This window comes from Paenibacillus tundrae (genome assembly GCF_036884255.1).
Taxonomy (GTDB): domain Bacteria; phylum Bacillota; class Bacilli; order Paenibacillales; family Paenibacillaceae; genus Paenibacillus.
This window is the reverse complement of record NZ_CP145605.1, coordinates 3,779,656-3,801,703: the sequence shown is the minus strand read 5'-3', so window position 1 is coordinate 3,801,703 and position 22,048 is coordinate 3,779,656. Positions and strand designations below refer to the sequence as shown.

The window sequence follows — 22,048 nt, the reverse complement described above, 5'->3', positions numbered from 1 at the left end:
GGCGAGGCATGCAATAGTGTCATACTAGAGTTCTAGCATGTGTTTGCAATAATAGGGCTAGTCTATGATAAACGATAAAAAAGAACCTGATGGACTACATCAGGTTCTTTTTGGTTATTGTATGTAAATAAATCCGGTGATATAATCGGAATACAAATTTCTGAAAATTGTTAATCAGCATAATAAACCTATCTTCTATTATTAATTTATCATGCTGATTAACTCTTGTCAAATGTTTTTTTTCAAAATAGGCGGATTGGAGTGAGGCTGAATGAATTCATTCGTTCTCGATTTTCAGGAAATGCACGCAACACAGCTTATACTTGTTGGTGGTAAAGGGCTCAATCTAGGGAAGCTATCCACAGTAGAGGGAGTTCATGTTCCTGATGGATTTTGTGTGACTACACGTGCATTCCAACTAGCGCTTGAACAAAACGATACGTATCCTACTTTGCTGAAGCAACTGGCGATGCTAACTCTACAGGATCGCACACAGATCGGTGAAGTAAGTCTGAAGCTTCGTCAAACGATTATGGATACAGCAATACCTTCCGATGTAACACAGGAAGTTATAAGCCACCTGTCTAAGCAGGGCATGGAACAAGCTTATGCGGTACGTTCGAGTGCTACTGCTGAGGATTTACCTCATGCTTCATTTGCTGGGCAACAAGATACGTACTTAAACATCATTGGACAAGAAGCAATCCTTCATCACATTCGGAAATGCTGGGCGTCACTGTTTACCGAACGTGCAGTCTTTTATCGTATACAAAATGGATATGATCACAGGCATGTGTATTGCTCTGTTGTCGTACAGAGAATGATATTTCCACAGGCTTCTGGAATTATGTTCACGGCTGATCCGGTCACATCCAATCGCAATGTAATATCCATCGACGCTAGTTTTGGGCTAGGAGAAGCGCTGGTCTCAGGTATAGTCTCCGCTGACAATTACAAAGTCCAAGGAGACCACATTGTCGATAAAATGATCAGCACGAAAAAGCTGGCGATCTATGGCCTAGAAGATGGCGGAACGGAAACACGGCAGATCGAGCATGATCAGCAGGGATACCAAACGCTATCGGATCAACAAATGATACAACTGGCACACATCGGCAGACAAATCGAGACTTACTTTGGTTGCCCACAAGATATTGAATGGTGTCTGGCTGAGGATACCTTCTATATTGTACAGAGTCGCCCCATCACAACGTTGTTCCCAATCCCTAAGGTGGATGATGCCGACAATCACGTCTATCTATCTGTGGGTCATCAGCAGATGATGACCGATGCCATCAAACCATTAGGCCTATCCTTTTACCTGTTGATTACACCTGCGCTGATGCGTAAAGCCGGAGGCCGATTATTTGTGGATATTGCACCGATGCTGTCTTCAACAGCTGGCAGGCAAGCTTTATTGAATAATTTAAGCTCCGATCCACTTATTGTAGGTGCGCTCAAGACAATCATCGAGCGAGATTTTATAACCGTGCTACCCAAGGATCAGGAAGCTGCACCGCCTGCTAGACGTAACACAGATACACTGCCGCCATTCGAGCCAGATTCCAATATCGTGTCTGAATTGATAGGGCGAAGTCAGACTTCGATCGATAATCTACAGCATAATATTCAAGATAAATCAGGAGTAGAGTTGTTGGATTTTATTTTGGAAGATGTGCAGGATCTGAAGAAGCATTTATTTGATCCGCAAAGTACGGCTGTATTTATGGCTGCTATTAATGCGACAACATGGATTAATGAGAACATGAATGAATGGCTAGGTGAGAAGAATGTAGCAGATACGCTCACGCTATCGGTAGAGGGCAATATTACTTCTGAGATGGGTCTGGCGTTGTTGGATGTCGCGGATGTGATTCGTCCTTATCCAGATGTGATTCATTATTTGCAGCGAACAGAAGATGCTAACTTTCTAAATGAACTCGTTAAGCTGAATGGAGGACGGGAAAGCCGGGAAGCAATTGAGCAGTTTCTGAGCAAGTACGGCATGCGATGTGCTGGGGAAATTGATATAACAAGAACTCGTTGGAGTGAAAAGCCATTAACACTGATTCCCATGATCTTGGGTAACATCAAGAACTTTGAGCCACAGGCAGGTAAGCATAAATTTGAGCAAGGGCTGAAGGAAGCTATGGCGAAGGAACAAGAGTTAATAGATCGCTTGAAGCAATTACCTGACGGGGAGCAAAAAGCTCATGAAACGAAGCAAAAGATCAACCTCGTCCGCAAGTTCATCGGTTACCGCGAATATCCAAAGTACGGCATCGTCAGTCGTTATTATATTTATAAGCAGGCTTTATTGAGAGAAGCTGAACGACTCGTTCAAGCTGGGCTTATTCAGAATGTAGAGGATATATATTATCTTGCTTATGAAGAGCTCCACGAAGTGGTTCGCACAAACCAATTGGATCAGCAGATGATTGATCAACGGAAAGAGGACTACCGATTATATGAAAAGCTTACGCCTCCGCGTGTGATGACATCTGAAGGTGAGATCATTACAGGGGAGTACAATCGTGAACATCTACCCGTGGGTTCGATTGCAGGTCTACCTGTTTCTTCAGGTGTAATCGAAGGAAGAGCACGAGTCATTTTGGACATGAATGATATCGATCTGGAGGCTGGGGATATCTTAGTGACTTCGTTTACTGATCCTGGCTGGACGCCTTTATTTGTTTCTATACAAGGTCTAGTGACAGAAGTAGGCGGACTGATGACGCATGGTGCAGTCATTGCACGGGAATATGGGTTACCCGCAGTTGTTGGTGTAGAGAATGCAACCCAATTGATCAAAGACGGGCAACGAATTCGTGTGAATGGAACAGAAGGCTACATCGAAATACTTTCTTAACCACGAGCAGGTAATGAAGTGAGGCTAGCTGCTACGTAAGCTTTGAGTTATTGTTAACACAAAGGGCGGATACGTATGTTCATACGTTGTTCGTCCTTTTAACTATCACTTTTCTATATATGATTATTCTAATTCAGCTTTCTTGCATCGAATAAGCAAAAATGGAATCGAAGGTTTGTTTTTCATGATTTTATTAGGCTCTGCTATTTCAGAGATTTCAATCTGTCCATATGATCCGAATTCTTCTTGAATGGATTTATCATCATAGAAAAACATCTTAAGCCCTTCCATGATCTCATAATAATTGTGATCGAGTTGTTGTCCTTGACCATACATCGGAGCTTTTGGGGAAACGGTTGTAAACACCATGTATCCATTAGGCTTTAATTGCTTGTAACAATTTCGAATAAACTGTTCTCGTTCCTGTCTGTTCAATAGATGAATCAGCGCATAACAAAATATACCGTCGTACAGATGCTCATCAAATGGCATGTCGGTTACAGAGCCATGAGCAATCGGAAAATCAAGTCCCTGTTGCCTTGCTAAGTGGATGGCGGTTTCGGAAATTTCAATTCCAGTGACCTGGATTCCGGCATCAATGAAGGTTTTGGCATTTCGGCCATAGCCAACACCTGGGATGAGGATGTCTTTAACGTTATTTTCGAGGAAAAACGCCTTGGTTAGAATGCTCGATTCTGTAGGTTCGAATCCCCACATCGTTTGTTTGTCCACAAAACTGGATTCCCAGAATTCCACAGCACAGTCAGCTCCTTTTTTATTATGTGTATATAAAAGATATTTGAAATCCTCAATAACTCTAATATATGTATCGTTTTTTGTAAATAGTAAATCCCTTTTTTTATTTTGTTGCATTTACAACAAAATTGATATAAATTGATGATACAACTTTCATAGGTTTTATTTTAATTTCATTATTTTTGTAAGGGGCAATTCATCCATGAGCGTGAAAATTACAAAGTGCACTCCTAACGAAGTGCTTCAACTTAAAGATATCAGTATTGAAACGTTCCATGATACGTTTAAAGATCAGAATTCAACTGAGAATATGAGGGAGTATTTGGAGCGAGCGTTTAATGCGGCACAATTAGAAAAGGAGCTGGCTAACCGCTCTTCACAGTTCTACTTCATCTATTTCCATGAAGAGCTTGCCGGATACTTGAAAGTTAATATGAACGATGCTCAATCCGAAAGTATGGGCGAAGAAGCGATGGAGATTGAACGAATTTATGTAAAAAAAGCATTCCAGAAGCATGGGCTAGGCAAACATTTGCTCAACAAAGCTATTGAAATTGCGAACGAACAAAACAAACACAACATCTGGCTTGGTGTATGGGAGAAAAATGAGAATGCGATCGCATTCTACAAGAGAATGGGATTTGTGCAACAGGGATCCCATTCATTCTATATGGGGGATGAGAAGCAGACGGACTTTATTATGGTCAAAACACATTCCTAGACGCCTTCCGATAGTTGGATGGAGTGACGCCAAAATGAGTGGCAAATTGCCGCGAGAAATAATCGGGTGAATGAAAACCAACAGATAGAGCAATCTCAGTGACGGGACGAAGCGTGTACTTTAACAGCTTCTCGGCTTGTTTCAAACGATGCTTCATCAGTGTGCCCATAATGGTATCGCCGACTTGTTCCTTGAACAAATGAGATAATCGCGAAGGAGATAGACACACGCGCTTACCTAGATCCTCAATAAGGAGTTGTCCTGTGTATTCCTGAGTTATGATGTTGAGTACTTCCTGTACGCGTGCGTCTAACGTCTTCTGCGACTGATTCTGGCTGGCGACTAACAAAATGACTTCTTCAAGCGCATTTAAGGTGAGCTCATCTCTCAACGCAGCATCTCCGTGTAATCGATAGGAGATCACTCTCCACAAGGCTGATTCAATCGCTTGTCGGGAATGCTCGTTAAGTAGATCAAGTTGAATTAAAGGCCCGTCTGTATTGCTAGTCGGCATCCAGTCGGCCCAGCTTAGGCGGGGAATAAAGTGAGCCCATAGTTTCTCCCAGACTTCCCCTTCTTCCGTAAAGTAATCCTGGATTGTGCCAGGAGATACCATGGTTAACGTCCCCGGTGTACAGCTTAAGTACCCTTTGCCTCCATTATTAATCCATCCTTGACCTGATAGAGTATAAATAATTAACCAGTCTTTGGTTCCTTGTTCTCGATAACAAGCGTAGCCATAGGGCTGGATGTAATGATCGGATACGAGAATTCCCGGAGGGTGTGTATACTGCTGCCTCGTCAATAACATAGCAGGATCGTTAGGGTTATTAGCCATATCCTCATTCCTTTCTGAGTAGCCCTTATTCTAAAATAATATACGAGAGTTACTTAGAATAAAAGCGTTGACTAAGATGTGGAATAGGAGTGAACTGCATGTCAGAGCAACATAAGGACAAGAGAATACTTCAACTTGCAGGAGCGTGGAGATATACGCTTGACCCAGAGGATATCGGAGAATCAGAACAGTGGTACAATTCGTTTGTTCCAGGTTCAGGCGAGACCGTATCACTCCCAGGCACACTGACCATTAACGGAATAGGTGAAGCTGAGAAATGGGGAGATACAATGGATCGGGAGTCAATCCGATCTCTACGTCAGCGATATCGTTACATCGGAGCAGCGTGGTACGAAACTGAAATCGACATTCCTGCGGATTGGATCGATCGACGCTTCTTTATTTTTCTTGAACGCGTAATGTTTCAATCTACCTTATGGGTAAATGGGGAATTGGCTGGGCAGCAGGATAGTCTGTCAGCACCTCATGAATATGATGTGAGTATGCTTATACAACCTGGAACAGTAAACCGGTTTACGCTTCGGATCGACAATCGAGATGTACAGAATCTGGGTACACATTCGAGTGCCTATACGGAAGAAACGCAAACGATATGGAATGGCGTCGTTGGACGTATCGAGCTGCACGCGTTAGAGCCTTATTGGATCAACAATGTGCATATATACCCTCGTCCCGATCTGCGCTCTGTTATCGTAAAGGGCACATGTCATAATGCAACAGATGCCGAGGTTCAGTTTCAATTAAACTTAAGGGCTTCGATTAAGCAGGGAGCAGCTCCACATGTAGGGGAAGAGAGGAAAGAGCAATTGAACATCCCCGCTTCATCCGCACAGAACTTTGAATATGAATACCCTATGGGTGAAGATCCTTTGTTATGGGACGAATTCACGCCCAACTTGTATGAGATGAAGGTTGAAGGAACCATTTTATTAGATGGACATAACCCGGTTCGCATCGTAGCCCATCAAACCTTTGGTTTACGCTACTTCAATCGTGAAGGCAGGATATTAAAAATGAATGGTCGGGCAGTCTTCTTGCGAGGAACCTTGGAATGCTGCATTTTTCCACATACGGGTCATCCTCCAATGGACATTAGATCATGGCAGAAGATCTTTCAGACTTCTAAGGAATACGGATTAAACCACATTCGTTTTCACTCTTGGTGCCCGCCGGAGGTCGCATTTGAAGCAGCAGATCAATTGGGAATATACTTGCAGGTTGAATCTCCGATGTGGATGGATACGTGGAACATGGCTGTTGGTATGCATCCAGAGCATTACACCTACTTACCGCGAGAAGCTCGTAGAATTGTGGAAGTGTACGGCAACCACCCTTCGTTCTGCATTTATAGTAACGGCAATGAACTGAATGGTGACTTTGAGCTGTTGCATCAGATGGTTGCAGAGCTGAAAGTGAACGATGATCGACGATTGTACACGCTCACCACGAATTGGGATCGACCGCTTGATTCCGCAGATGACCTTTTTATTGCCCAATCGGTTGATGGCATTGGTGTTCGAGGACAATATTTTCCTGAAAAGCTAGCCTTGTCGACAGACCTTGATTTTCGAGAAGCCGTAGCGGCACGGTCTGTTCCCGTCATCTCCCATGAAGTGGGACAGTACGCGGTATATCCAGACGTGCAAGAAATACCGAAATACACGGGTGTGCTACGTCCGGTAAACCTGGAGGCAATCCACGCAGACATGGAGACACGAGGATTAGCAGAGGATATTCGCTCCTTTGTAGATGGTACGGGGATGTTTGCCCTGCAATTATATCGTGATGAGATCGAGGCTGCATTACGCACACCGTGTCTTGGAGGGTTCCAGTTGTTAGACTTGCATGACTTCCCAGGACAGAGCACGGCTACGGTTGGCATTCTAAATGCATTCTGGGAATCGAAAGGCTTGATACACCCAGATCAATTTCGCGAATTCTGTGCACCAACAGTGCTGCTGCTTCGTATGCCGAAGCGTATTTATACTGAAACGGAACCATTCCATGCGGAGATCCATATTTCTCATTTTGCCGCAACAGATATCCCGCCATCCTCCATCCAATGGGTCATTAGGAGTGGTGATGGGCACATTCTTGACCAGGACTCATTACAAACAGATATCATCTCGAATGGGTCAGGCCAATCACTAGGAAGTATAGTATCGTTGGCACCACAGTACATCAAGAAGAGTGACAGATTAACGATTTCACTAGAAATTTTGGGTAGCGATGTGCGAAATGAATGGCCATTTTGGGTTTATGAATCCCCAGAGAAGCATCGTGAATTCCCGCAGTCAGTCATAGTGAAACGAAGTCTGGATGAAGAGATGGAACAGCATCTTACAGCAGGAGGGCATGTCCTGTTTCTGGCGCAAAAAGAGAAGCTGCAACATGCGAACCCGGGGAAGTTTTATCCCGTGTTCTGGAGTCCGGCTCATTTTGCAACGGAGGCACCGTGCGGTATTATCGCTCACACGGATCACCCTGCATTGAACGGATTACCGACCAGAGAATATGCAGAGCATCCATGGCAAGACTTGTTAGATCAATCCGTATCACTTGTAGTGAACGAAGGAATTCCATTCAACCCAATTGTTCAGGTCATTCCCAACTTCTATCACAATCGCAAGCTGATGAACCTTGCTGAATATCACGTTGGCCAGGGAAAGATATTGATCTGCGGCATCAACATTGAAGATGAACTACAGCATCGACCTGTCGCAGCCCAGCTTCGTACAAGTTTAATCAATTATGTGTCAGGGGAGTCGTTTGAACCCACAGTAGGGATTGAGCTGCATCAGCTTCGTCAATTACTTGCTGAGAGTGATCAACCTGCCGAGGAAGCATCCGATTCGACGATTTCAGATGATGAACTTGCACATATGCAGGTCGCATCCAGTGATAGCCAAGGCGATCGTCATGAAGCAATGTACGGAAACGACGGTAAGCGTCAGACCTATTGGCAAGCAGAAGATGAAGCGCCAGGTCACTGGTGGCAGGTTGACCTGCTACATGAACATTCTGTTACACGAACGAAGGTGGAGTTTCATCAGGAAGGTAACTTCCTGTATGTGATTCAGGTTTCAAGTGATGGTCAACAATGGAGCGTTGTTTCGAATCAGACCGGTCAGACATCGACTGCAATGACGCGTGTAGACCGCTTTGAGGCGAAGGGAAGGTATGTAAGAATCGTGTATAACGGAATGCCTAGTGGGGTTAGAGCGGGACACCGCGCATTTGAAGTATATGGAAGCTAGTTAGAACGAGACTATGAGTCAACAGTTCAGCAAACGGTGGGGAAAATGGAGAAGAAATGGCGTATGTGGGATGGGAACGCTACTACAGATACAGAGGAGCTTGTCAACAGATCACCATTGTTAGCAAGGTTCACCTGAAATTTCTAACGACCCTAGATCCGACGGGGTGTAGTGAAACTGCACAACCTGCAAACGAAAGAGAAGTTACGGCTTGATTACGAGCTTTGTCCAATATAGAACAAACCCAGTACCTGTTACGGTACCGGGTTGTTTTTACGAAAACGGTATACGTTTGGTATGGTTCCCAAACTAATTCACATAATTAAATTTTGAATTTTTCTGTGATCTCTTGCAGGCGTGAGGCCATACGAGCCAGATAAGTAGAAGATGAGCTAATCTCTTGCATTGAAGCAAGCTGCTGCTCTGTTGCCGCAGATACCGTTTGAGCACCTTCTGCCGTATCCCGGGAAACCTTTGAAATATCTTCGATTTTCACTACCACGCGAGACGTCTCCTCAACAATCTCATCGGCCATGGCGGACACCTCATTGACTTTCGTGTTGACCGTATCAACGGATAGGGTGATTTCGTCAAAGAGCTGACCAGCCGTATTCATCACATTCATTCCCTTGGTTACTTCACCCACCGCCTCAACCATAGAGTGATCTGCTTGTCGGATTCCTTCGTTGATGTTGCCAATTAATGTCGTGACTTGTTTCGCTGAACTAGCTGCTTGCTCCGCGAGTGTACCGACTTCTCTGGCTACGACAGCAAAGCCTTTACCGTGCTCACCTGCTCGTGCAGCCTCTATAGATGCATTCAAAGCCAATAAATTGGTCTGACGGGAGATGTCGGAAATGACCTTGATAATCTGCCCAATCTCGAGCGAAATTTGAACCAGATGGTTAATGCCATCCGACACACGGTTAACGGAATGATGAATGGTTCCCATCTGCGTAACAGCTCCCGTAATAGCCTGTCCACCTTCCCTTGATTTCTTCGTAACTTGTTCTGTGGCGGTAACAGTTGCTGAGGCGTTAGCGGCGATGTGACTGATCTGCTCCGCCATATGGTGGATTGTCTGCAAGCTTTCTTCAACCAGCTCGACCTGCCTGTCTGACCCTTCGGCCATATGTTCAATCGTTTCAGCAATGTGCTCTGTTGCCGTCGCACTTTGGCTAGCGTTAGCAGATAACTGCTCTGAGGAGGAGACGAGCTGATCGGATGAATGCTTTACCTCGGATACTATGGAATTCAAGGAGCTTACCATGAGATTGAAGGAATCACCTAGCTGGCCAAGCTCGTCTTGCGATGGAATCGCAACGGTGTGACTCAAATCTCCACGACTAACTTTACCCGAAACTTCATTCAAGGTTTGGAGGGGCTTGGTGATAGAGCGCACAATTAATCTTGTCATTGCTATACCTAGCAGGGCGAACAAGGAGATGACGATCAAAGTATTGTTCCAGATTGGCTTAGCCGCCTGTACGATCTCAATTGGTGAGCGATCACCTGCAATTTTCCAGCCTGTTAGTGGGTTGGTGATATAAATGAGTTTTCGCGTTTCTCCTTCAGGTGAGCTTTGCTCAATTTGCCCAGAATCGCCATCAAACATTGCTGTTCCTGGTTCTCCCACGGGTTGAGGATCGACTAATTCTGTATCATTGGAAGAGTTGGCTGAGGCCTGAGTCGCTCCATTAGACTGCGTTACGTCATCTTCGACAGCTTGTGTACCTTGAGCCCCCCAAGGAGGAGCAACAATCATGGAGCCATTTGCACTAAATATTACGACAAAACCGTTGTCTCCAATTTTGATTTTACCTACAGTCTCTTGCAGAGAACTTAGATCCAGCGTGATACCAACGACGGACTTGCTGTCACTGGAAGCTTTAGCTAAGGTAACAACGCTCTTACCCGACTGCTCTGAAGTGTTCGGTTCCGTCAGCACGAATTGTTCTGGATCAGCAATAGCCTTGATGTAGAATTCGTTCTCAAGCGGTTTATAGTTATCCGGTTCAGGCTGATTAGAAGAAGCGTATACATGCTGTCCATCACTGTTCGCGAAAATAGCTGATTCAACATCCGTATGATTATTAATATAAGATTTAAGTGCAGTCTCAGGATCTGTAGATGTTATCGTTTCGAATAATAGACTCACGTCTGATTGTTTAGCTTGTATGTATTGGTTGACCATGCTGCTAACGAGTGATATGTCTGTGTCGGTCATAGTAGAAAGTTGTGTATCTACTTGCTGTTTGGCGGTAAAGTAGGCGGAACCGCCGATAAACAGACTGGGAATTAACAAAACAATCAAAAATGAGGATACCAGACGGTTCCTGACCGTACCAAGTTTTTTCTTTAATTTCATAGGTGTTTCTCCTTATCCTTATGTAATGAAAATTTATGTAAGCTTAATCTCTATTAAGCATGATGCAGATGAGCGTACGATGAATTCAAACTTAAAGATAGCTGAAAATTTTCATGAAAACGGGATAAGGAATAGCACAGCCCTAATTAATAACTTCGTTCCGCTTCAGTAAACCCCATAATTGCTGTGCAACATCATCTGCTGATATCGGCATATGATTCAGAATCCACCATTCAATAATACCGACAAACGCCGAGGCCATGAATTGAGTAAGCAGTTCTTTGTTATAGTTTAGATTGACTCCTTCCATATGGATATTCAGGCTAATATGAGTTGTCGCAAGCTCCAGCATACGGTCGCGGAATGCGGGAATCCCTTTATTCGAGAGCATGGAGAAGTAGAATGTGTGGTTCTCTTCAAAATAACGAATGACTGGAAGAAATGAAGATTCGATGAGATCGATCGTTTCTCCGTTGGTGCCCGTTGTCGTTGTTACTGCGATCATTTGATTCAGGTTTTCTTCAATGCACTATCATGATGTATATATTCGCCAAGACGAGAAGTGGTTCATTCAGGAACGGTCGTCGCATTATATCATTGTGGAAGCAAGAGCGTTACAAGGGTAAAGGATAAGGTGAAATCCCAAAATGGCAGGGTCGTGTTAAGCGCGAGCTTGTCATTTTGGCTTTAAATTCGTAGCGGTATTTGGCTTAGTTTGAGTAAACAGATAATGATCTAGTCATCCTCAGTAAACATGGTTTAAGACACTTGATCGACCGACTGGGATATATTTCAAGTAATGAAATGCTTGTCAAATGAAATAGAATGTGATAATTTATGTCTGTAACCGGTTACACATAAGGAGAACAGATGATGAAAACGATCAAAGACGTAGCGAATCTGGCTGGCGTATCAGTAGCCACCGTATCAAGAGTCATCAATGACAGGGGATATGTTCATGCGGATACACGCAAGAAAGTGGAAGATGCCGTGAAGGCCCTTAACTTCTCCCCGAATGAAGTGGCTCGCTCATTATATAAACGCAAGTCCAAACTGATTGGCCTGTTGCTGCCCGATATTGCAAACCCTTACTTTCCACAGCTTGCTCGTGGAGTTGAGGATCGGATGCAGGAGCAGGATTATAGACTGATATTCGGAAATAGTGATGAGGATGAACGGAAGGAGCAGGATTACATCCAGACGTTCATTCAGAATAACGTGGTTGGTGTAATCTCTTCAACGAACTACCCTCATTCTTTAATATATGAAAACCTGAAGATTCCTGTGGTGTTTCTTGATAGAACCTCATTAGATCGACCTTCTGTGTATGCAGACGGTAGAGAAGGGGGAAGGCTAGCAGCCAAGGAGATCATCAGACGGGGTAGCAGCCGGATAACGGTTATGCAGGGACCAACACATATTCGCCCAGCCCAGGATCGCTTTGAAGGAGCAATTGAATCCATTCGGTCGGCAGGGCTTGATTACCGGGTTATCCAGACAACCTCATTTTCGTTTAACGAGGCAGGGGTGTGGGCAGAAGAGTTATTTAAGAAATATGCCGACACGGATGGAGTAATCGCGAGTAATGACATTGCCGCGATGGCCGTACTGCATGAGGCGGCGCGAATTGGAAGGAAAGTTCCTGATGAAGTACAAGTCATTGGGTTTGACGATATTCCGATGAGTGGTCTATTGTCGCCAGCGTTGTCCACCATTCGGCAACCGGCATATGAGATGGGTAGAGAAGCGGCGGGATTACTTATCAAGCTTGTGGAACAAAATGCGATCGAGGATAAAAACATACAGTTGCCTGTTGGATTCATTGAGCGGGGGACAACGAGAAAGGTGAGAACAGATGGCTAAAATTTGCGTGATTGGTAGCAGTTCTATGGATTTAGTCGTTACTTCTTCAAGAAGACCAGGAGCGGGTGAAACCGTTCTTGGCGAGAGCTTCAAAACAGTCCCTGGCGGCAAAGGAGCAAATCAAGCTGTTGCTGCTGCCAGATTGGGGGCAGAGGTGTATATGATTGGGCGGGTAGGTGAAGATACTTTCGGTACGGACATTTTGAACAACTTTGAAGTAAATGGTGTAAATACGCAAAATGTGAAACCGGTTACACATTTAGAAAGTGGAACGGCTCATATCATTCTCGCGGAAGGTGATAATAGTATTGTTGTTGTTGAGGCGGCGAACCGTGAAGTGACTCCCGCTTATGTCGATGAGGCGGTAGATGTTATCCGTAATGCTGATATCGTATTGATCCAACAAGAAATTCCTGAGGAAACGGTAGTTCACGTTAGTGCACTGTGCGCGAAGTTTGGAACTCCGCTGTTATTGAATCCAGCACCCGCAAGAACGATATCGCAAGAGGTCATTGACAATGCCTCCTACATTACCCCGAACGAACATGAGGCAGAAATATTGTTCCAAGGTGTCAGCCCGGCAGAGTCGCTGCGGCAGTATCCCAATAAATTGTTTATTACAGAAGGCAGCAAGGGAGTCCGTTATTATGATGGTGAAAAGGAAGTCCTTGTGCCAACGTACCAAGTGAAGGCCGTTGATACAACAGGCGCTGGAGATACATTCAATGCCGCATTTGCAGTCGCTCTGGCTGAAGGCAAGCCGTTACAAGATAGCATTCGCTTCGCTAATCGAGCTGCCTCATTGTCTGTGACCAAGTTCGGGGCTCAAGGCGGAATGCCAACGCGAGCGGAAGTGGAGGAGAGTCTGTAATGAAGAGACATGGCATACTCAATAGTCACATTTCCAAAATACTCTCGGATCTCGGTCACACGGATCTGATTGCGATTGCGGATGCCGGGCTTCCCGTACCGGAAGGAGTACGTAAGATTGATCTCGCTCTGAAGCTGGGAACCCCCAGTTTTCGAGAAGTCGTAGAGACGATTGCGGATGATATGGTCATTGAAAAGGTTATTGTGGCTGAAGAGATTAGGGAGGGAAACCCCACGACGCTGCAATTTATGATAGACAGATTCGGAGAGGACAACGTGGCTGTTTCCATCAGTCATGCACAATTTAAGGTGTTAACCGGGCAGGTGAAGGCTGTCATTCGTACCGGTGAAGCTACGCCTTATGCTAATTGTATTTTACAAGCAGGAGTCCATTTTGGTTAAAAAGGAGGTTGCGTTATGCATATTCAGATGCACAACATTCACAAAGCGTTTGGTACCAATCAGGTGCTAAGCGGAGTAGATTTTGAACTGCAAGAAGGTGAGGTTCACGCCCTAATGGGGGAGAACGGAGCAGGTAAATCTACACTCATGAATATTCTGATTGGTCTTCATCGGCGGGATCAAGGCACGATTACGATAGACGGTAAGGAAACATATTTCACCAGTCCGAAGGAGGCAGAGAAATTAGGCATCACATTTATTCATCAGGAGCTGAACGTATGGCCTGAAATGACGGTGCTCGATAACCTTTTTATCGGTAAGGAGGTCACTTCCTCGTTCGGGTTGCTCAATACGAGACAAATGAAAGCGCTTGCCAAGGAGCAGTTCAGCAAATTATCTGTGGACATTCCACTTGATCGACCTGCGGGCGAATGCTCTGTTGGTCAACAACAGATGATCGAAATCGCAAAGGCACTAATGACAGATGCGAAGGTCATCATTATGGACGAACCGACAGCGGCACTCACAGAGCGGGAGATTCAGAAGCTGTTTGGAGTCATAACGTCACTGAAGAAAAATGGGGTATCCATCGTCTACATCTCTCACCGCATGGAGGAAATATTCACAATCTGCGACCGAATTACGATTATGCGTGATGGTAGAACCGTAGATACCCAATCGATTCCGCAGACTAGTTTTGACGAAGTCGTTCGAAAAATGGTCGGCCGAGAATTAACGGAACGTTATCCATCTCGGAATCCCTCGTATGGTGAGATTGTTTTGGAGGTCAGAAACGCGAGCAGCAAAGGATTATTTCAAGATGTGAGCTTTCATGTTAGAGCAGGTGAAATTCTAGGCTTTTCAGGACTTATGGGCTCTGGGCGAACGGAAATTATGAGAACGATCTTTGGTCTCGACACGATGGATCATGGTGAAGTGATTATACGCGGCAAAAAAGTGAATATTCGCAAACCTGTAGATGCGGTCAGACATGGCATTGGTTTTATTACGGAAGATCGCAAGGACGAGGGTCTCGTGCTCGACTTCTCCATTCGTGAGAACATGGCACTGCCGAACCTGTTCAGCTTCTCCAGCAAAGGCTTCATCTCGACTGCAAAAGAACAGGAATTCGTGGATACACTGATCAAACGATTGCAGATCAAAACACTATCTTCAGAAACTGCCGCTCGCAATCTATCGGGTGGTAATCAGCAGAAGGTGGTTATCGCTAAATGGGTCGGCATCGGTCCAAGTGTGCTTATCCTGGATGAACCTACACGAGGCGTCGATGTTGGAGCGAAGCGAGAGATCTATCAGCTCATGAATGAACTGACAGACCGGGGCGTCGCCATTATCATGGTGTCGTCAGAGCTACCCGAAGTACTCGGGATGAGTGATCGAATTGCAGTCGTGCATGAAGGGCACATTAGTGGCGTGCTGTCTAAGGAAGAAGCCACTCAGGAAAATATTATGACATTGGCTACAGGGGGACAGTGATATGACAACAATGGACAACAAAACTGCCAAAAGCGGCTTCCGTTTCTCGAACGTAACAAAAAAATTAGGACCGTTACTCGGCTTAATCATTCTCATTCTTATCGTTTCAATCTTAAATCCTAGCTTCTTGGAACCGCTTAATATCTTGAATCTACTACGCCAGGTTTCGATTAATGCGCTGATTGCTTTTGGGATGACATTTGTTATTCTCACCGGCGGAATTGATCTATCGGTTGGCTCGATCCTCGCTTTATCCAGTGCTTTTGTTGCCAATATGATGTTATCTGGTTTGGATCCGATCTTGTCCATCATTATCGGGGTAGCACTTGGCGGTGTCATGGGGATGGTCAATGGTCTCATGATAACCAAAGGCAAGATGGCACCGTTTATCGCGACATTGGCAACGATGACGATATTCAGAGGATTAACACTGGTCTACACGAACGGTAACCCAATTACCGGTCTTGGTGACAGCCTGTTGTTCCAATTGTTTGGACGAGGTTACTTGTTGGGAATTCCGGTACCAGCCATCACCATGTTGATTACGTTTATGATTCTATGGATTATTCTGCATAAAACAGCTTTTGGTCGCAAAACGTATGCGATTGGTGGTAATGAGAAAGCCTCCATTATCTCAGGTATCAAAGTTACACGTGTTAAAGTGATGATCTATTCCTTGGCCGGTATGCTTGCAGCACTGGCAGGGGCAATTCTGACATCACGGTTGAATTCAGCACAACCAACAGCGGGTACATCCTATGAGTTGGATGCGATTGCAGCCGTTGTACTCGGTGGTACGAGCCTATCTGGAGGAAGAGGGCGCATTGTTGGTACGTTGATCGGTGTTCTGATTATCGGTGTACTGAATAATGGATTGAACTTGCTCGGAGTTAACTCCTTCTACCAAATGGTCGTGAAGGGTGTTGTCATTGCCATTGCAGTCCTGCTAGACCGCAAGAAAACAGCATAAGGAGAGATGCGACTATGAAAAAAATAACTTTGACACTCATAAGCATGCTAATGATTATTATTCTGGCAGGTTGCTCCTTGGAGCCTCCGGGTTGGGCAAAGCCTGACGCAGCCGGAAATAAAGGACAAAAGAAAATTGGGTTATCCATTTCCACATTAAATAATCCATTCTTTGTATCCCTGAAGGATGGGGTCGTGGCTGAAGCTCAAAAACAGGGGATTCAAGTGATCGTCGTTGATGCACAGAACGATTCGGCGAAACAAACGAACGATGTGGACGATCTGCTTCAACAAGGCGTAGATGCATTGCTCATTAACCCTGCCGATTCTGCGGCAATCTCTACAGCGGTTCAGTCCGCGAACAGTGTAGGTGTTCCAGTGATTACACTCGACCGTTCCGCAGATAAAGGTGAAGTGGCAGCCTTGGTGGCTTCGGATAATGTCAAAGGTGGACGCATGGCAGCGGAATACTTTGTGGAACAGCTTGGTGAGGGCGCGAAAGTAATTGAGCTTGAGGGTGTACCAGGTGCTTCCGCAACACGAGAGCGGGGCAAAGGTTTCCATGAAGTCGCTGATGAGAAACTCGACGTGGTGGCGAAGCAATCAGCAGACTTTGACCGTTCCAAAGGGTTGAATGTTATGGAGAATCTGCTGCAAGGTAATCCAGATGTACAAGCCGTATTTGCCCATAACGATGAGATGGCACTTGGAGCGATTGAAGCAATTCAAAGTTCAGGTAAAGACATCCCGGTTATTGGATTCGATGGTAATGATGATGCGATCAAATCCATTCAGGACGGTAAATTGACAGCAACAGTTGCTCAGCAGCCTGTGTTGATTGGTGGTCTGGCAGTGCAAGCAGCGCTGGATGTGCTGGACGGCAAACAGGTAGAGCAATCCATCCCAGCAGAACTGAAGCTGGTAACGAAAGAAAATGTAAATGAATAAACAGTTCTATTCTCTATATTGAAATTGAAATCATAATTAGTATGGAGATGTAGATAGATTCACCATCGATTAAAAGTCGCATTATTGCGACTTTTTTTCTTTATTTAGATTACTTAGTGGTACTTCAAGTTGAACCAACCCAACAGACTCTCCAACAAGCAATATTCTAAAATACCCTTAGTGAACACCATGAAGTCGTTGCAACAGAGCCAATGTGCAGATTTATTCATGTTCAGTTCATATCGCCGTCACGATCAGTACATCTTCTCCCATTACACTTTATTCAGTACCAACACAATGATCCTTAGACACAGAAAAACAGGAGATGATGAGATTGTCACGTAAGAAACGAACTTCGATAACGGCAATTACCTTAGTACTTGCCATGTTGTCTCCCACGTATGCCTTAGCTAGTTCGGACACGGGGAATAGCGCTAATCTTACTTTCAGATCGACGGAGAGAGCCGTCATTGAGAAAGCTAACCTTTTAACCCAGTCATATGGCACAACAAGTGTGCAGTATGCGCTTATGGATGAGGGAAAGATCGTACTCTCTGGACAAGTAGGGGTAAACGACCCCAAGGGAGAGATTCCTCTTACGGCAGATACGATGTATGGTATTGGGTCAACGAGTAAAATGATGCTTACGACTGCTGTAATGAAGCTCGTCGATGAAGGTAAGGTGAATCTGGATACACCTATCGTGCATTATATCCCGGATTTCAAAATGAAGGACAAGCGTTATCAGCAAATTACACCACGTATGTTATTGAATCATTCTTCCGGGCTTCTTGGAACGTCGAGCAATAGTGCCATTTTATTTGGAGATAACGATACGTATGCACATGACACTTTACTGGAACAACTAGCTAACCAAAACCTGAAGGCAGATCCTGGCGCCTATTCCGTGTATAGTAACGATGGTTTTACACTAGCTGAAATTCTGGTGGAGAGGGTTAGCGGTATGAGTTTTACTACTTTCATGCATCGTTACATCACCGAGCCACTGGATATGAATAATACTCGGACGCCTCAAGATCAGGTGGATCTGAGTCAAATGGCAGCAACCTATTCTGCCACGAATGCGAAACAACAACTTCCATTAGAGACCACGAATATGATCGCTTCAGGAGGTATCTACTCGACTGCGGAGGATCTAGTGAAATTTTCGAGAATTTTCACAGGACAAGTCGAAGGTATTCTCTCACGTGAATCTGTAGATGCGATGGAACAAGAAGAATACAAGAAGGGTATATGGCCAGAAGAAAGCGATTCGTCCATTGCCTATGGACTAGGTTGGGACAGTGTTAATCTGTTTCCGTTCAACGATTATGGGATCAAGGCAGTTACCAAAGGCGGTAATACCATAACGTACCATTCATCGTTAATTGTGCTTCCCGAATTCAATATGGCAGCAGCTGTAACGTCCTCGGGGGGCACGAGCACAACAGATCAACTACTTGCGACTGAACTGTTACTGGGCGCGCTGGAAGAGAAGAAACTCATTCCAGAGCAAAAGCCGGAGAAATCGTTCTCCACACCTGTAACAGCAGCGATGCCGAAGGAGTTGTTGAGTCATACAGGTATATATGGCGGCGGAGCCAATTTGGTAATAAAGTTGGATGTGAAGGATAACGGACAATTAACAGTGTCCACTCCATCTGCTCCAACCAATCCAGATCAGAAATATACGTACACTGCGGATGGTTCATTTGTTAATGACGAGGGAACGGAGAAGCTGCAGTTCGTTAATGAGGACAATGGAAAAGTTTATCTATGGTCACGCTCATATAAGTCCGTACCTGGTCTTGGTCAGATTGCTTCTTCCGAATACAAGGCTGAAAAGTTAGAGACAAATGAATTACCTAACGATGTGGCAGCTGCTTGGCAGAAGCGAGAAGGCAACACATATTACTTGGTAAATGAGAAGCATACATCAACACTGTATAACATTGCTCTTCCGGTTATCCCCATTCATACATTTAACGAATGGCCAGGATATATCTATACGAATAAAATCATTGGAGCGAACCAAGCTGTGAATCAACTCCAAATTCCTGGCTTAGCTGGTCGTGACACGATGAACTTTGAATTCTATATGGAAGATGGTGTTGAATATGTTACGGCAGGAGGAAACGTCTATGCCAGTCAAGAGGTTGTGAGACCGATCTATTCGGGAAATCAATCAAAGACAACCATTCAAGCAAATGGACATTCCAGTTGGTTTAGGGTACCAGCCTCAGCTGCTGGTAAAACGATGACGGTTCAAATGCCTTCAAGTGGTGCGTTTGCTGTATACAACCAGGCAGGTATAGCTGTGAATCACACGGTGGTTAGCGGTCAGAATGAAATTGTGTTGCCTGACAACGGTAGCATTGTGTTTGCCGGTGAGCCGGGTTCGACGTTTGAAATCTCATTAAAAAAATAGCGCCTGGTTTCAGGTATGTGATCAATCAATCTGAACCTACAGAAAGTCGCGGAAACGCGGCTTTTTTTGTTCTTCTTTTTCTTAACGTATCTTGTGTTATAAGATATGGCTTGAAAGATTATGAATTATTATTGAATGTTTAAAATTTGAATTGTATTCGATCCAGCAATTACACTACAATGTGTAGTATGAATATATTTAAAATGTTATATATCAGGAGGTTCATATATGTTACTTTCCATACTAAGCATCATCATCATTGTTTGTCTATCCGGATATATTATATTGAACACGTATAAGCGAAAAGAGAACCTCACAGGTATGCCTGGCATGATGATTGCCATGAGTATAGGTATGATGGCTAGTCTTTGTCTCGGATTTCAGCTAGGCGTATTGTTCAATCACGATCTGGCAGTACCTTCAATGATCGCTATTTTATTGGGGCTCGGGACGGGTTATTTTGCAGGAAAGCCCATCAGTGTACTCGCTTCGTTGGATGGCATGTTAGCAGGTATTATGGGTGGAATGATGGGAGCGATGCTGGGCTCTATGCTTGGTTTCAGTTATATCATGGTACTGTTCGTTGATATCTTGTTTATCCTTATCTTCTGCGTTGTTCTGCAAATTATAGGGTCAGGTGTAGCTGAAACGAAAGCGCCCAAAAAGGACGGAATAAGTGTATCGTTTATAGCAGGTGTAGTCACTGTTGCCTTCGGCATCGTCTCGATTGGCGTTCTTCTGTTAAATCAATATCAAGATAGCCGGAACCCTACTGTTCATGCAGCTACGAAAGAACAAACCTTTGTTCAAGAAAATGTGAGCTATGACGTTATTCCAATTGATATACAATCCAACGGTTTTAGTCAAAATAACATCGTTGTACAAGCAGGTGTGCCAACCCAGATTAACTTTATTAAACACTCCGGCTACACTTGTATTAAGAGTATTGAATCCGCGGATTTAGGGTTTGATGTGTATCTTGAGAAGGGTGACAACTATATTACGTTAAAGGATTTGAAACCTGGCACGTATCATTTTAATTGTGGCATGTATATGTACTATGGAACCATCACCGTTGTATAAAGCGACCAATCATTGCATCTGCAAAACTCAGCCTCAAAAGTAAACTGAAACACCTAATCTCAGACATGGTGATCAACCAAAATGAAGTCTACAGAAAGTCGTGGAAACGCGGCTTTTTTTGCTGCATGGCTGCCCAATCTGGAACTTTGTCACATCCATATTTCATGATCTCAAGTAAGGGTTGCCGTCATCTCAGATATTGCTTACGGAATTGCAGTGGAGAGATTCCCATCTTACGTTTGAAACACGCGGAGAAGTAAGGGGAGTAGCGAAAACCTACCTCTTCGGCAACACGGTCAATGGACCAATCGGTGGTCACCAGCAAACGTCTAGCACGATCGAGCCGTATCTCCTGCAAATAGTCCGAGGGGGTGCAACCGTATCTGGATTTCATGCATCGTACAATATAATTGGGGTGAAAATGTAAGGCTTCTGCGAGCATTTCATTGGTAACTTTGTTCCGGTAATGAGCCTGAATGTAGGTAGCCGCGCGTTCTGCCAGACGGGTTGCAACCGATTCGGTTTCTCTTGAGCCACTCTCTTCAAGTATGCTCAGTAGGTTGCCTAGCAGTTGCTGCTCTCTCCAAAATGTAGCGTTCGTCGGCAAAGTCAGCAGTTGCTCGACAATGTCGTACACAGCCTGAGGATCTGGGAGGCGTAGGTACTTAGGCAGCCGGAGCATGTATGGATTTTCGAAAGGGCGTGACGCATTGAGCGCAGGACTAAGACTTGTGTCATCCGTTGCCAGGGTGCGATACCTTGCTTCGTGCTCAAAATGAATCCAGTAAAATAACGTATGTTCTGCGCAGGGTTGAAACGAATAATGTTCGCCATCTGGCAGCAGCAGCAGCATATCCCCACTCAACAAGCGCCACTCTGAACCGTCCTCGCCCATGAATAAGCCACCTTCAGCAACGATGAGTAGATCGAAGACGCCAAGCTTGCTTCGATGAGGATGGTGATCTCCGGTACTATATGCTGTTCGACCTGCGCCGAGGAAATAAGGGATTGGTGGCAATTCAAGTTCGATTAAGGTGTTATCGCTCAGATGAAACACTCCTCATGTTGTGTTATTTTTTATAGAAAAAGGTTCATTCCATTCCTATTAAGCTGATTCTATCAAGCATATAATGAAGAACATAGAGAGTCAATTACTAT

Annotated in this window: 16 protein-coding genes; 11 read left to right on the top strand and 5 right to left on the bottom strand. The window is 44.6% G+C overall.

Annotation, left to right across the window (positions count from 1 at the left end):
* Positions 1–271 precede the first annotated feature (271 nt).
* Entirely contained in the window at positions 272–2,869 is a 2,598-nt protein-coding gene (gene ppsA / locus V6W81_RS16965; protein ID WP_338539847.1) for a phosphoenolpyruvate synthase, read from the top strand.
* Positions 2,870–2,992: 123 nt separating this feature from the next.
* Here the strand turns inward: ppsA and V6W81_RS16960 are convergent, their stop codons facing one another.
* A complete protein-coding gene (locus tag V6W81_RS16960) occupies positions 2,993–3,625 on the bottom strand; it encodes a class I SAM-dependent methyltransferase (RefSeq protein WP_338539846.1) in 633 nt (210 codons plus the stop codon).
* Positions 3,626–3,827: 202 nt separating this feature from the next.
* Here V6W81_RS16960 and V6W81_RS16955 point away from each other — a divergent pair, with 202 nt between their 5' ends.
* Positions 3,828–4,346: a GNAT family N-acetyltransferase gene (locus tag V6W81_RS16955; RefSeq protein ID WP_338539845.1), complete on the top strand. Its 519-nt coding sequence runs from the start codon at positions 3,828–3,830 to the stop codon at positions 4,344–4,346.
* Here V6W81_RS16955 and V6W81_RS16950 read toward each other — a convergent pair.
* The gene (locus tag V6W81_RS16950) at positions 4,330–5,184 is read right to left on the bottom strand and encodes a helix-turn-helix domain-containing protein (protein WP_056690252.1); all 855 of its coding nucleotides are present in this window, start codon (positions 5,182–5,184) and stop codon (positions 4,330–4,332) included. The genes V6W81_RS16955 and V6W81_RS16950 overlap by 17 nt on opposite strands.
* A gap of 98 nt (positions 5,185–5,282) precedes the next feature.
* On the opposite strand from V6W81_RS16950, the gene V6W81_RS16945 reads away from it, so the two are divergent.
* Positions 5,283–8,462 (top strand): sugar-binding domain-containing protein, encoded by a 3,180-nt coding sequence (locus tag V6W81_RS16945; RefSeq protein WP_338539844.1) that lies wholly within the window; start codon positions 5,283–5,285, stop codon positions 8,460–8,462.
* Between the two features lie 322 nt (positions 8,463–8,784).
* Here V6W81_RS16945 and V6W81_RS16940 read toward each other — a convergent pair whose 3' ends face one another.
* Together V6W81_RS16940 and V6W81_RS16935 are read right to left on the bottom strand one after the other, a co-directional pair.
* Positions 8,785–10,830, bottom strand: a complete 2,046-nt coding sequence (locus V6W81_RS16940) for a methyl-accepting chemotaxis protein (protein WP_338539843.1) — start codon at positions 10,828–10,830, stop codon at positions 8,785–8,787.
* Between the two features lie 142 nt (positions 10,831–10,972).
* Entirely contained in the window at positions 10,973–11,335 is a 363-nt protein-coding gene (locus V6W81_RS16935; protein WP_145048691.1) for a TetR-like C-terminal domain-containing protein, read from the bottom strand.
* 368 nt (positions 11,336–11,703) lie between these two features.
* On the opposite strand from V6W81_RS16935, the gene V6W81_RS16930 reads away from it, so the two are divergent.
* The 8 genes from V6W81_RS16930 to V6W81_RS16895 all read left to right on the top strand — a co-directional run bounded on the left by V6W81_RS16930 (position 11,704) and on the right by V6W81_RS16895 (position 20,890).
* The gene (locus V6W81_RS16930; protein ID WP_338544016.1) at positions 11,704–12,693 is read left to right on the top strand and encodes a LacI family DNA-binding transcriptional regulator; all 990 of its coding nucleotides are present in this window, start codon (positions 11,704–11,706) and stop codon (positions 12,691–12,693) included.
* On the top strand, positions 12,686–13,564 hold the full coding sequence (gene rbsK, locus V6W81_RS16925; protein WP_056690263.1) for a ribokinase: 879 nt from the start codon (positions 12,686–12,688) through the stop codon (positions 13,562–13,564). The genes V6W81_RS16930 and rbsK overlap by 8 nt, the downstream gene beginning before the upstream one ends.
* The gene (gene rbsD, locus V6W81_RS16920) at positions 13,564–13,965 is read left to right on the top strand and encodes a D-ribose pyranase (protein ID WP_338539842.1); all 402 of its coding nucleotides are present in this window, start codon (positions 13,564–13,566) and stop codon (positions 13,963–13,965) included. The genes rbsK and rbsD overlap by 1 nt, the downstream gene beginning before the upstream one ends.
* A 15-nt stretch (positions 13,966–13,980) precedes the next feature.
* Positions 13,981–15,462: a sugar ABC transporter ATP-binding protein gene (locus tag V6W81_RS16915; RefSeq protein WP_338539841.1), complete on the top strand. Its 1,482-nt coding sequence runs from the start codon at positions 13,981–13,983 to the stop codon at positions 15,460–15,462.
* A 1-nt stretch (position 15,463) separates the two neighbouring features.
* Positions 15,464–16,432: an ABC transporter permease subunit gene (locus tag V6W81_RS16910; RefSeq protein ID WP_338539840.1), complete on the top strand. Its 969-nt coding sequence runs from the start codon at positions 15,464–15,466 to the stop codon at positions 16,430–16,432.
* A gap of 14 nt (positions 16,433–16,446) precedes the next feature.
* Positions 16,447–17,379, top strand: a complete 933-nt coding sequence (rbsB, locus tag V6W81_RS16905) for a ribose ABC transporter substrate-binding protein RbsB (protein ID WP_145048701.1) — start codon at positions 16,447–16,449, stop codon at positions 17,377–17,379.
* Between the two features lie 328 nt (positions 17,380–17,707).
* A complete protein-coding gene (locus tag V6W81_RS16900) occupies positions 17,708–19,807 on the top strand; it encodes a serine hydrolase domain-containing protein (protein ID WP_338544015.1) in 2,100 nt (699 codons plus the stop codon).
* A 228-nt stretch (positions 19,808–20,035) separates the two neighbouring features.
* On the top strand, positions 20,036–20,890 hold the full coding sequence (locus V6W81_RS16895) for a cupredoxin domain-containing protein (protein WP_338539839.1): 855 nt from the start codon (positions 20,036–20,038) through the stop codon (positions 20,888–20,890).
* Positions 20,891–21,077: 187 nt separating this feature from the next.
* Here the strand turns inward: V6W81_RS16895 and V6W81_RS16890 are convergent, their stop codons facing one another.
* Positions 21,078–21,947 carry a helix-turn-helix transcriptional regulator gene (locus V6W81_RS16890; RefSeq protein ID WP_338539838.1) on the bottom strand — a complete coding sequence of 290 codons (870 nt, stop codon included), beginning with the start codon at positions 21,945–21,947 and terminating at the stop codon, positions 21,078–21,080.
* Positions 21,948–22,048 lie beyond the last annotated feature (101 nt).